Below are 12,231 nucleotides of genomic sequence, written 5' to 3' on the forward strand. Positions count from 1 at the left end.
ATAAGCAAGTCTCTAATCTTGAGGCTTGCTTTCATTTTTAGTAACAATGACTTCTTTAATACGTCTGTTTTGAATTTTTGTTATTTGAAATGTTAATTGGTCAGTATGAATAGTTTTCGTTGTTCCATCTTTTGGTATTGAACGAAGGTGACTATAAATATATCCACCAACAGTATCATAGTCTTCATCTGTAGGAAGATCAACATTAACTGCTTCAGCTAAATCTTCAATTAAAACATTTCCTGTGACTTTCCATTGATAGTGATTTAAAGACTGAATAGAAGGTTGCTCATAAGCATCGTGTTCATCGTAGATATTCCCAACAATTTCTTCTACAAGATCTTCTAAAGTAATAATTCCACTCATTGCTCCAAATTCATCAATAGCAATAGCAAAATGGATATTCTTTTTTTGCATATCATCAAATAAATCATCAGCAGTCATTGAATCAGGGATAAAGTATGCGGGTGTTAAAAGCGATTTGAAATCTTTTTCTTTTGTCTGTAAATTTAAGAGGTAATCTCTTACATGAAGAATACCTATAATGTTTTCATCGTTTTCTTCATATACTGGGAATCTGGATAGACCTGTTTTCTTAATTGTATTGACGATCTCATCATCAGAAGCATCTAAAGCAATAGAAATCACATCTACTGAGTGTGTCATAATTTCACGGATAGAAGTATCATCAAAATCAAAAATATTTTGAAGCCATTCACTTTCATCCTGATCTAAGACACCTCTTTTTTCACCTAACTCAATCATCATTAGAATTTCTTCCTCAGTTACTGAATCTTCTTGGGCATCTGTTTTTAAATGAAGAATTTTTAATATCCCATTTGTTGAAAAAGATAAAAACTTGACAACAGGATTGACAACTTTAGCAACAACCAAAACAACACCGCATGAAAATTTTGAAACTTCATATGGTTTTTGCATAGCAATTCTTTTAGGAACTAATTCACCTAAAACCAATGTGAAATATGACAAAATCAATGTTATTAAAATAACTGATAAAGTATCTAAAGTATTTAATGACAATGTAGTCATACCTAAATCATGATAAATCCAATTCACTAAATATTCAGAAAAGTTATCAGCTGCAAAGGCACTTCCTAAAAAACCAGCTAAAGTAATACCAATTTGAATCGTTGATAAGAAACCAGCAGGTTCTTGCGTTAATTGCAATAACCTTTTTGCAGTCTTTTCTCCTTCTTCAGCCTTTTTTTCTAACTGTGTTGCATTCAATGATAAAACAGCAATTTCTGTTGCAGCAAAAAATGCGTTCACTAAAATCAAGATAAACTGTAATAATAATTGCGAGGGTATAGAGTCCATATCATCACTCTCCTTATTTTTGGCTCTATTTCATTTTGTGATACAAAAAAAGACCAGTATCACACTTGTAATAAAAGTCTCGTTATTGAATATATAAACCGGCTTGACAGCGTGGTGACGACTATATAACATCAAAATGATGCTAACTACTCCCTTTTATGATACCTATTTTATCATATTTTGAAAAACTGTCAATATTTTGATAAATATGTTAAAATAGTAAAAAAGGAATGAGATTAATGGAATTAAAATTATTAGAGTATGTTCATGAAAATTTGCCTAAGGGTTTTACGCCATATTATCTTTATAGCATGATTGTTGATAGCCAGGAAGTTGGGAGAATAGTATTACGGGTAGGTAGTGATGAAGAACATTATTATGATGGTCATATTGGTTATACAGTATTTGAAGAATTTCGAGGACACAATTATGCTTATCAGGGATGTTTATTGTTAAAAGAAATGATACATTTTGATCATCTTATCATAACATGTGATCCTCATCATTTTATATCCCAAAAAATTATTAAGAAATTAGGATGTCAGTATATTGAAACAAAGGCAATTCCCCAACATTTAAGAAAATTTTATCAATCAGATGAAATAGAGAAAATGATTTACTTATGGCAGTGAAAATGTTGTCCAACATTTTCTTTTTTCTTTCTTTAGAAAGATTGTTTCATGGATTGATTTTCGATATAATTTGAATAGTAGAAAAATCAGGAGGTTATTTATGAAGTTTGTACATATTGCCGATTTACATCTTGGAAAAGTTCTTCATCAGTATTCTTTATTGCATGTCCAAAGAGAGTTATTGTTTGAATTGCTAGAATTTATGGATTGTGAAGATATAAGGGTGTTGGTTATTGCAGGAGATATTTATGATCGTTTTATTCCTAGTCAAGAAGCTGTGAATTTGCTTGATGAGTTTTTAAGCCAAGCATTATTAAATTATCATATTGAGGTTTTGATGATTAGTGGAAATCATGATAGTAGTGATCGTATGCATTTTGCCAGTTCTATTTTATCTCAACGTGGATTACATATTGAAACATACCTTAAAGAACAAATGGAATTTGTGGAAAAAGGACAGACGAGATTTTATTTATTACCATTTGTTAAACCATCACAAGTGAAAAATCTTTACCAGGTAGATGAAATTTATAATTATCAGGAAGCTTTATCTTTATATTTATCACATCAAAAGATTGATAAAGATTATACGAATATATTGGTTACTCATCAATTTGTTGGACATGCAAGTATAACAAGTGAATCAGAGATTCCTTTAAGTGTCGGTGGAAGTGAAATTATTGATGCATCTTTATTTGATGATTTTGATTATGTAGCATTAGGACATCTTCATGCACCTCAAAAAGTATCTAGAGAAACATTACGTTATAGTGGCTCTTTAATGCGCTATTCTTTTGATGAAGTCAAACAGGATAAATCATTTGTAGTAGTTGATACAGAAGATATGTCTGTTCGTTTACATCATCTTCATCCATCACAGACATTGCAAAAATATACTGGGACATTTGCTCAATTCATGGATCCACAGTTTATTTCTCATAAAGAAGATTATCTGGCATTTGAATTAGAAGATCAAAAACTGATTCCTCATGCTATTGATCAGTTAAGAGTTCTATATCCACATCTTTTACAAATTACATATACATATCTTTTCAATCAACAAACAAAGCAATCATTTCAAACCATTCAAACTATTGAAAAAATGGATACCAAATCACTCTTTCAAAAATTCTATTACGATGTTAAAAATATAGAATTAGATGATGAACAAATGAAAATTGTTAATGATTTATTGGAGAAAGTAGGCGAAGAAAATGAAAATTATTAGTTTAACCATGAATGCTTTTATGACTTATAAAGAGAAAACAACTATTCAATTTGATGAATTTATAGACCATGGTTTATATCTTATTAGTGGACCTACAGGTGCTGGAAAAACAACTATTTTTGATGCAATGACGTTTGCTTTATATGGTGTTGCAAGTGGTAGCACTAGAAATCAATCCTATTTTCGCAGTGATTTTGCCGATGTCAAAGACGAAACATATGTAGAAATGACCTTTGAACTCCATAGAAAACGATATACCATTAAACGTTCACCGACTTATACAAGACCAGGATACAAAACAGCCAAAATGGCAAATGCCTATTTAACTTATGATCAGACAACAATTGAAGGTGTAAAAGAAGTCAATCAAAAAATCAATCAATTACTAGGAGTTAATGTTCAACAATTTAAACAGATTGTCATGATAGCTCAAGGTGAATTTAGTAAACTTATATATGCAAGTAGCGAAGAAAGAGAACATGTGTTAAGACATATTTTTCATAGTGAGCCTTTAGTACAGTTTGAAAATCTATTAAAAGAAGAAGCTAAAAAAAATAAAGATCAATATCTTTTATCAAGTCAGCAACTTTTCTCACGATTTCAACTTTTATCTTTGCCTACTGAATTTATGAAGCAACATAGTAAAACTTTTCATCCATCATATCTTGAAGAAGCTTCACAAGAAAATAATCATATTTATCAAGATTCACTGCAGTTAAAAGAACAGTATGAAAAATCCAAATATAACTATGATGTATTTTCAAAAGATTATTATCAAAAAGAAAAACATAATCAGGATTTATTAGAATATCAAAGACTTCAAAAAGAAGATGATCAATTAAACTTACAAGAAGAAACAATTAATGATTTAAAAAAAGACATTGATAAAATAAAAATTATTGAACAAAATCAATCATTCATTTATCAACATCATCAAACAACTATAGATTTAAAACAAGTCCAAGAACAATATGATCAACTTATTCAAAAACGAAAGGAAACATCATTACTTTTTCAGCAAATTGAAAAAGAATATCAATTATTACCACAACAAAAAGAAAATAAAGACAATTTATTAATAGAGATAGAAAAAAACAAACAAGCAATTCAAAAACAAAAAGAATATTTACAAATTCAAAAGCAACATCATTCCTGTGACCAGAACATTGAAAAATTGAAGCGTGAATATCAACAATATCAACAATCCCACGATAAACTTGTCAAACGCATGGAAAGAGATCAAGAAAATGTGAATCATTTAGCTGAATTACAACTCGATTTACAACAAAAAGAACGCATTGTAAAAGAAGTTAATGAAAAGCGTGTGGCAATTCATGAATTAAGTCAGCTTTATGATACTTTAACTGAATTACAAGATCATCACTATGATTTATCCAATCAATATAAGAAAATAGATGCACTCTATCAAAAAACATTGCAACGTTATCAATTAGAAGATGAAAATTTTAAATGTCAGCAGGCAGGGATTTTGGCTATGACATTGAAAGATAATGAACCTTGTCCTGTCTGTGGTTCATTACATCATCCTCATTTAGCGACATTATCAAGCCAAGTGTTGTCGGCCAATGAATTAGAAGCATTAAGTTTAGAAGTTGAACAAAAAAAGCAGCAAAAAGAAGAATCTTATCAGGAAGTTTTAGCTCAAAATCAACAAATTCATACTCTTAAAACACAAATAGATATTCTTAAAAAACAATTACATATTGAAGAGGAATTGTCTAAAGAGGTTTTTATTCGTTTATTATCTGATGTTATTCATATTATCAAAGATCAGGAGAAAACTTATCAGAAGCAATATGATGAAGTTGTTTATTTAAAACGAATTAAAAAATCATTAGAACAAGATAATATCTTATCTAATCAACAAACTGAAGAGTTAAAAGTGATGTCTGATCAACTGAATATTTATGAAAGACAAATAGCCATTTATAATTCAAAACTGCAAGAATTTGAATCTCAATATCATTTTGATGAATCAACAGATATTCAAAGGCAGTTAAATGATAATTTATTAGAACTTAAAAAGCAGGAACGTTATATTCAAAATATTGAGGAAACTTATCATCAATGCCAAAAGGAAATTTCATTATTGAATCATCAAAAAGAAGAAATAGAGAAACAAAAAGCGACACTTATGCAAAATTTCCAAGTTTTACAACAGCAGTTTCAACAGTTTATAAACGAACATTTTGTATCTTTAGATGAATATCAAAAATATGCGCAAATGATTCATCAATTATCACAAAAAGAACAAGTTTATCAGGACTTTATGATTAAACAAAGAACATTAAAATCTCAGCTTGCAAGTCTAAAAAAACAGACGAGTGGATATCAAATGTCTGATTTGACAGTTGAACGAGAACAACTGCAAGTATTAGAAACCATTCGTGATCAAAATTTTAAGCAGTATAATGAATGTTATCATACTTATCAGCAGAATCAGAATATTTTAGAAACTTTGCAAAAAGATTATTTAAAAAATCAAAGTATATTTGAAAACTATATTATGTATCAGGATTTATCAGATATGACATCAGGAAAAAATGGACAACGTATGTCATTTGAAAGATATGTACTGGCTACTTATTTTGAACATATTTTGGAATATGCCAATATTGAGTTATTAAAAATGAGTCAGGGAAGATTTGCTCTTTATCGTAAAGAATCAATTAAAGGAGCTAAACAACAAGGTTTGGATTTAAGTGTTTTAGACTATGAGACAGGAATGATGCGTGATATTCAAACATTATCTGGAGGGGAATCTTTTAAGGCGGCTTTATCATTGGCATTAGGTTTATCGTCTATGATTCAAACTTATGCAGGTGGTATTGAATTAAATACATTATTTATTGATGAAGGTTTTGGAACATTGGATAGCGAATCCATTGATCAGGCATTATCTGTTTTATTGGATTTACAAAATGATAATAAAGTGATTGGGATTATTTCGCATGTTGATGAACTCAAAGAAAGAATCCATACGCAAATTGTTGTGGATAAAGGGATGAATGGAAGCCATTTACATATTGAAAAGGAATAAGTCATTTCAAGATAAGAATATCAATTTACATGATTGCATTTTGTTATAAATCTTGTATAATAGTAAAGTAAATATGGAGAAAAGGGGTATATAGATGGCAAATAATAAAGTAAAAAATGATGCAATTACATCAAGAGATGAAGATTTTGCACAATGGTATACAGATGTATGTCGTAAAGCCGAACTGATGGATTATTCTAGTGTCAAAGGATTCATTATCTATCGACCATATGGATATGCTTTATGGGAAATGATTCAAGCATATATGGATCAGAAATTTAAAGAAACAGGACATGAAAATGTTTATATGCCGATGTTGATCCCTGAATCATTATTGCAAAAAGAAGCAGACCATGTGGAAGGATTTGCACCTGAATGTGCAGTCGTTACTAAAGGTGGATTGGATGAACTTGAAGAACATTTAGTTATACGTCCAACATCTGAAACATTATTTTGTGAACATTATGCTAAAATTGTGAATTCTTATAGAGATTTACCTAAGTTATATAACCAATGGTGCAGTGTTGTCCGTTGGGAAAAAACAACACGTCCATTTTTAAGAGGATCAGAATTCTTATGGCAAGAGGGACATACAATTCATGCAACAAAAGAAGAAGCAAAAGAAGAAACTATGAGAATGCTTGGTATTTATGAAAATACTGCTAAAGATTTATTAGCCATTCCAATGGTGACTGGTCGTAAAACAGAAAGAGAAAAGTTTGCTGGAGCTGAAGAAACTTATACAATTGAAGCTTTAATGCATGATGGAAAAGCATTACAGTCAGGGACATCACATTATTTTGGTGATGGTTTTGCAAAAGCCTTTGGCATTCAATTCTTGGATAAAGATAACAAGCAAAAATATGTATATCAGACATCTTGGGGTGTTTCTACGAGATTATTAGGGGCTATTATCATGGTTCATGGTGATGATAACGGTTTGGTTTTACCACCAAGAGTTGCGCCAACACAGGTGATGATTATCCCTATTCAGCAACAAAAAGAAGGGATTTTAGATAAAGCTTATGAATTAGAAAAACAGCTGAAAGATTCTGGATTAAGAGTGAAAGTCGATGCTACAGATAAATCACCAGGATGGAAATTTTCTGAAGCAGAAATGCGTGGAGTTCCACTTCGTTTAGAAATAGGTCCAAGAGATTTAGCAAATGGACAATGTGTTGTTGCGAAACGTATTAATGGTGAGAAAATAACATTGTCTATTGATGAAAATCTAGCAGAAACTTTAACAAAATTATTAGATGATATTCATGAAGAAATGTATCAAAAAGCATTAACATTTAGAAATGAACATATTACATCTGTTCAAACATTTGAAGAGTTTAAAGATGTTTTGAATACTAAAGGTGGCTATGTAAAATTACCTTGGTGTGGTGATGAAGCGTGTGAAGTGAAGATTAAAGAAGAAACTGCGGCAACATCACGCTGTATTGATACAGAAGCTCATGTTGATGGTGTATGCCCAATTTGTGGTCAAAAAGCAAAACATATTGTTTATTTTGCAAAAGCTTATTAGTATGTATCTAACGGATACATACTTTTTTCATGAAAAAAGAACTTTATATAAAAGTTCTTGGAATTATTCCTTGATCTTAACTTTTAAAAGATGAATAAGAGAAGCTGCCTGATAAGAATCAATAATAGCTCCTTGAATATCTTGGGGTGTTGTTATGATGTTATTAAGGTCGCATGAAGATAAATCAATCTGATAAAGCGGGGCATGTTGAAGTTCACATTGGTGGAATGTACATTCTTGAAATGTTGATTTTTTAAGATTTGTTTCAATAATACTTGCTTGTGTAAAATCACATTGCTGATAATGGGTTTCTTTATTCTTCATAAATGCTAAATTAGCAAATCGACATGAACATTCTTTAAAATAGACTTGATCAAACATTGATTCTGAAAAATCGGTTCCCATGAGTTTACAATTGATAAATTGCACACGTCGAAAAAGACAGGCATAAAATAACATATTTGATAAATCGCAATTTTGAAAGACAACATCTAAAAAATAGGAATCTTCCTCTTTACATTCTTCCATTGTTATACCTTCAAAGAGACAATTTTTGATTTCGTGATGCGATTGATGAGAATCAAAAATATATTCATTTTCAAAATGTTTAAATTGGATGGTTTCATTATTAATTTCATCTTTTAAAAATGTTTTTTCGATAAATGAAATATCGGGTTTTTTCATTGCTTTCACCTCGCACTTATCATAACATAAATTCATTCTCTTTTAATCTTTTTTATGCTAAAATATATAAAAATGAGGTGACATAATGAAAAGACAAAAACGTATTGCGTTAATTAATGATATAACTGGTTTTGGGAGATGTTCGATTGCTTCAATGGCACCTATTGTTTCAGCTATGAAGATTCAGGCAGTTCCTATTCCTACTGCTATTCTTTCTACACATACTCAATTTCCGGTTTATTATTTTGATGATTATACGCCAAGAATGAGCGATTATATTCAAACTTATAAAGATTTAAATTTAGAATTTGATGCGATTGCGACAGGTTTTTTAGGTTCACAAGAACAAGTTGATATTGTGATTGACTTTATTAGGTATTTTAAAAAAGAAAATGCTTTTGTTTTGGTTGACCCAGTCATGGGAGATCATGGTAAGCTCTATGCAACATATACACCACAGATGTGTCATAAGATGAAAGAATTGGTTCAATATGCTGATCTCATGACCCCTAATTTAACAGAATTAGTGACTTTAGTTGATCAGCCATATCCTGATCATTTGCCATCATTTGATGAATTGAACCAAATGTGTGAAACACTTGCGAAACAAGGACCAAAACATATTGTTGTGACAGGGATTCCTTTCAACGACAAACAGATCTTGAATTTTATTTACAATCAGGATGAAGATTATCAAATTGTGATGGTAGATCGGATTGGACAAGATCGTTGTGGTACCGGTGATGTGATTTCAGCAGTTATTGCTGGATGTTATTTGAATGGTTATCATTTTTATGAGAGTGTTAAAAAGGCAACTGAATTTGCTTCAAAGTGCATTGCTTATTGTGAGAAAATGCAAGTGCCTCATTATTATGGGTTATGTTTTGAGGAATATTTATGGGAATTAGGAGTGGATGAATCATGATATTATATACATTATACGAAAACAGCTATATTGATATAGCTCATTTAGAGACGTTGAAAGATGTTCATGTTTATGTGAATTTAACGAATCGTTGCCCATGTGCCTGCACGTTTTGTTTAAGACAAACAAAAGAAATGCTGGAATCAAATTCATTATGGTTAGAGCGTGAACCATCAGTTGATGAAGTGATTCAAGAATTTCAAAAATATGATTTAGATGATTTCGCTGAAGTTATTTTCTGTGGCTTTGGCGAACCTTTAGAAAGAGTCGATGATGTTGTACAGATTGCTGGCATCTTAAAACTTTATCGCCGAGATTTACCTATTCGTATTAATACAAACGGTTTAGCGAATTTGATTCATAAAAGAGATATAACACCAGAGTTGAAAGGACGTATTGATACGATTTCTATCAGTTTGAATGCCCCTGATGCTAAGGAATATTATGAACTTACACGTAGTCGTTTTGGAATTGAATCTTTTCAGGCAATGTTAGATTTTACAGTTTTATCTAAACAATATGTTCCACATGTGGTTTTGACAGTCGTTGATATTATTGGCTCAGAAAAAATCGCTCAATGTCAGTCGCTATGTGATGAATTGGGTGTGACTTTACGAGTTCGTCCATTTGAAGAATAAGGAGGATGTCAAATGTTATATATGACAAGAGAAGAACGCTTGATTCCATTAGAGAAGATGGTAAATACGAGAGATTTAGGAGGTTATGAAACACAATTTGGAGCCTATAGTAAAGCTCATAAATATATTCGTGCTTCCTCTCCAGCCAATGCTTCTTTAAAGGATTTAAAAACTTTAAAAGATTATGGTGTGAAAGTTGTGATTGATTTAAGAAGTGATTTTGAAAAAGAACATCAGGAAAATCCTTTTCAAAATGATCCAGATATTGATTTTTATGAAGTTAATTTATTTGATTCTTCAACTGCATCTATCGTTCCAGATGAGGTGAAACAATATAAAGACTTAGGTGGTGTTTATATTTATATGTTAGAAGGAATGAAAGATAAGTTTAAAGACATTTTTGATATTTTTTTGAAGTATCCTTATGACTGTATTTTATTTCACTGTTCAGCTGGAAAAGATAGAACAGGTATGACGGCAGCTTTATTGTTAGATTTAATTGGCTGTCATGAATATGATATTGTAAAGGATTATAGTGAATCTTATGAAAATAATATTGAAATTAATGAAAGCTTAAATGCAATGATGGAAAATGAAGAAGCCAAGCAATATTTAAAATCTTCACCTCGTTATATGATGGAAGTTCTTGATTATTTAAGAGAACATTATGGGAGTGCAAAGGAGTATTTATTAAAAATAGGGCTTCAAAATGATGAAATTGAACAATTAATTGAAAATTTTACAATTTAAAAAAGAAAAATGCCTTTTATTTGTGTATATAGAAGTAGGAGGTATTTTTTTATGGAGAAAACATTAACATTAAAACAAAAAGATCGTATTGCAAGAAAAATTTATAAAAGCTATCAAAGGGCACAGTTGGATATTCTTTATCTGAACCAGCATTATAACTATTATCCACAGGTAGATATGTTTAGGATTAAAGATTCATCAACAATTTATCAAAAAGCAGATTCTAAATTTATTCAGCAGTTAGAAAGAAAACAGGAGTTAGAAAATTTTGTGGGAATTGTGAACCAGATACATACCCATCTTTCAAGAGAGGCATATTCTTTTATTGAAAATGAATATTTGAATTTTTATGATGCTTCATGGTGGATGCCTTATTTTTCAAGAGCAAGTTATTATCGAATTAAGCATCGTGCATTAGATGAATTTCTTGAGTGCATTAGTGCATTTTGGAGCGAAAAAGAATTAGTAAAATTAGTCAAATGAGTAGTTGTCAAGCGAAATGAAATTATGTATAATACCAATATCTTGATAAAAAGGAGAAAATTCATGATAAAGAATTTAATTGGTGGAATCGCTGTAGGGATAGCGAATGTTATTCCTGGTGTCAGTGGTGGAACTATGATGGTTATTCTAGGAATTTTTAATCATACAATGGAAGCTATTTCAGGAGTATTTCAAAAAGAAAATGATCATCGTAAGGAAGATATATTATTTTTATTTCAAGTATTATTAGGTGCAGCTATTGGATTGGTTGGATTTGCAAAGGTTCTAGAATTTTTATTTGATCACTATCCAACACAAACAATGTATTGGTTTATTGGGCTTATTGCTTTTAGTATTCCTTTGTTTTTAAAGGGAGAAATGAAAGGTGAAAAAATAAAAATAATTCCATTAATTTGTGGTTTAGGGATTATTTTTGGCTTAGAATTCTTAAATCCGGGTGAAGGGACAGTGAATGTCAATCCAGCTTTTCCATCTGTTGATATGATGTTATGTTTGACAATGATTGTTGTTGGTATTATTGGTGGTGCAACAATGTTGATGCCTGGTGTGAGTGGGTCAATGGTATTATTAATTATTGGTCAATATTATTTGTTTAAATCATACTTAGCCAATGTAACATCTTTTCAACTTAATGTTTTGATTCCACTTTGTTTTATTGGTATTGGCGTTATTATTGGTATTATTTTGAGTGCAAAAGTATGTGACTATTTTATTAAACGTTATAAAGCTGGTTTTTTAAGTTTTATTCTTGGATTAATTATTGCTTCATCTCTTGTTTTGATTCCTTTTGATGCAAGTTATGATTTGATGATGATTGTCACTTCTATAATAGCTCTTGGTTTAGGTGGGGTTATTGTTTTAGGACTTGGTAAATTACAGTAGCAGAAATGCTACTTTTTGTATATCTATTCAAATTTGAGGACATAATTTTTATTAG

General features: G+C 30.5%; 11 protein-coding genes. 9 read left to right on the top strand and 2 right to left on the bottom strand.

Annotated features, from left to right (window positions below; translation table 11 throughout):
- Positions 1–12: 12 nt before the first annotated feature.
- Complete coding sequence (locus BN1865_RS06920) at positions 13–1,338, bottom strand: hemolysin family protein (RefSeq protein ID WP_050636513.1); 1,326 nt, start codon at positions 1,336–1,338, stop codon at positions 13–15.
- Positions 1,339–1,577: 239 nt separating this feature from the next.
- Here BN1865_RS06920 and BN1865_RS06925 point away from each other — a divergent pair, with 239 nt between their 5' ends.
- The 4 genes from BN1865_RS06925 (at position 1,578) to proS (ending at position 7,793) form a co-directional block, all read left to right on the top strand.
- Complete coding sequence (locus BN1865_RS06925; protein WP_050636514.1) at positions 1,578–1,970, top strand: GNAT family N-acetyltransferase; 393 nt, start codon at positions 1,578–1,580, stop codon at positions 1,968–1,970.
- A gap of 100 nt (positions 1,971–2,070) precedes the next feature.
- On the top strand, positions 2,071–3,198 hold the full coding sequence (locus BN1865_RS06930) for an exonuclease SbcCD subunit D (protein WP_050636515.1): 1,128 nt from the start codon (positions 2,071–2,073) through the stop codon (positions 3,196–3,198).
- A complete protein-coding gene (locus BN1865_RS06935; protein ID WP_050636516.1) occupies positions 3,185–6,259 on the top strand; it encodes an AAA family ATPase in 3,075 nt (1,024 codons plus the stop codon). Before BN1865_RS06930 ends, BN1865_RS06935 begins: the two co-directional genes overlap by 14 nt.
- Positions 6,260–6,353: 94 nt before the next feature.
- On the top strand, positions 6,354–7,793 hold the full coding sequence (proS, locus tag BN1865_RS06940; RefSeq protein ID WP_050636517.1) for a proline--tRNA ligase: 1,440 nt from the start codon (positions 6,354–6,356) through the stop codon (positions 7,791–7,793).
- Between the two features lie 63 nt (positions 7,794–7,856).
- Here the strand turns inward: proS and BN1865_RS06945 are convergent, their stop codons facing one another.
- Positions 7,857–8,477: a pentapeptide repeat-containing protein gene (locus tag BN1865_RS06945; protein ID WP_050636518.1), complete on the bottom strand. Its 621-nt coding sequence runs from the start codon at positions 8,475–8,477 to the stop codon at positions 7,857–7,859.
- Between the two features lie 85 nt (positions 8,478–8,562).
- Between BN1865_RS06945 and BN1865_RS06950 the strand changes: the two genes are divergently transcribed.
- The 5 genes from BN1865_RS06950 to BN1865_RS06970 all read left to right on the top strand — a co-directional run bounded on the left by BN1865_RS06950 (position 8,563) and on the right by BN1865_RS06970 (position 12,176).
- Positions 8,563–9,402, top strand: coding sequence for a pyridoxamine kinase (locus BN1865_RS06950; protein WP_050636519.1), 840 nt, complete (start codon positions 8,563–8,565; stop codon positions 9,400–9,402).
- Positions 9,399–10,040, top strand: coding sequence for a TIGR04100 family radical SAM protein (locus BN1865_RS06955; RefSeq protein WP_050636520.1), 642 nt, complete (start codon positions 9,399–9,401; stop codon positions 10,038–10,040). The genes BN1865_RS06950 and BN1865_RS06955 overlap by 4 nt, the downstream gene beginning before the upstream one ends.
- Positions 10,041–10,052: 12 nt before the next feature.
- Positions 10,053–10,790 (top strand): tyrosine-protein phosphatase, encoded by a 738-nt coding sequence (locus BN1865_RS06960; RefSeq protein ID WP_050636521.1) that lies wholly within the window; start codon positions 10,053–10,055, stop codon positions 10,788–10,790.
- A 51-nt stretch (positions 10,791–10,841) separates the two neighbouring features.
- Complete coding sequence (locus BN1865_RS06965) at positions 10,842–11,273, top strand: MG284/MPN403 family protein (RefSeq protein WP_050636522.1); 432 nt, start codon at positions 10,842–10,844, stop codon at positions 11,271–11,273.
- A gap of 63 nt (positions 11,274–11,336) precedes the next feature.
- Positions 11,337–12,176 carry a DUF368 domain-containing protein gene (locus tag BN1865_RS06970; RefSeq protein WP_050636523.1) on the top strand — a complete coding sequence of 280 codons (840 nt, stop codon included), beginning with the start codon at positions 11,337–11,339 and terminating at the stop codon, positions 12,174–12,176.
- Positions 12,177–12,231 lie beyond the last annotated feature (55 nt).

This window comes from Candidatus Stoquefichus sp. SB1 (assembly GCF_001244545.1).
Classification (GTDB): domain Bacteria; phylum Bacillota_I; class Bacilli_A; order Erysipelotrichales; family Coprobacillaceae; genus Stoquefichus.

Excerpts from the sequence above, each read along its gene's own strand:
- proS (WP_050636517.1), top strand. The coding sequence starts at position 6,354 with ATGGCAAATAATAAAGTAAAAAATGATGCAATTACATCAAGAGATGAA.
- BN1865_RS06950 (WP_050636519.1), top strand. The coding sequence starts at position 8,563 with ATGAAAAGACAAAAACGTATTGCGTTAATTAATGATATAACTGGTTTT.
- BN1865_RS06945 (WP_050636518.1), bottom strand. The coding sequence starts at position 8,477 with ATGAAAAAACCCGATATTTCATTTATCGAAAAAACATTTTTAAAAGAT.
- BN1865_RS06920 (WP_050636513.1), bottom strand. The coding sequence starts at position 1,338 with ATGGACTCTATACCCTCGCAATTATTATTACAGTTTATCTTGATTTTA.
- BN1865_RS06930 (WP_050636515.1), top strand. The coding sequence starts at position 2,071 with ATGAAGTTTGTACATATTGCCGATTTACATCTTGGAAAAGTTCTTCAT.
- BN1865_RS06970 (WP_050636523.1), top strand. The coding sequence starts at position 11,337 with ATGATAAAGAATTTAATTGGTGGAATCGCTGTAGGGATAGCGAATGTT.
- BN1865_RS06965 (WP_050636522.1), top strand. The coding sequence starts at position 10,842 with ATGGAGAAAACATTAACATTAAAACAAAAAGATCGTATTGCAAGAAAA.
- BN1865_RS06925 (WP_050636514.1), top strand. The coding sequence starts at position 1,578 with ATGGAATTAAAATTATTAGAGTATGTTCATGAAAATTTGCCTAAGGGT.
- BN1865_RS06935 (WP_050636516.1), top strand. The coding sequence starts at position 3,185 with ATGAAAATTATTAGTTTAACCATGAATGCTTTTATGACTTATAAAGAG.
- BN1865_RS06955 (WP_050636520.1), top strand. The coding sequence starts at position 9,399 with ATGATATTATATACATTATACGAAAACAGCTATATTGATATAGCTCAT.
- BN1865_RS06960 (WP_050636521.1), top strand. The coding sequence starts at position 10,053 with ATGTTATATATGACAAGAGAAGAACGCTTGATTCCATTAGAGAAGATG.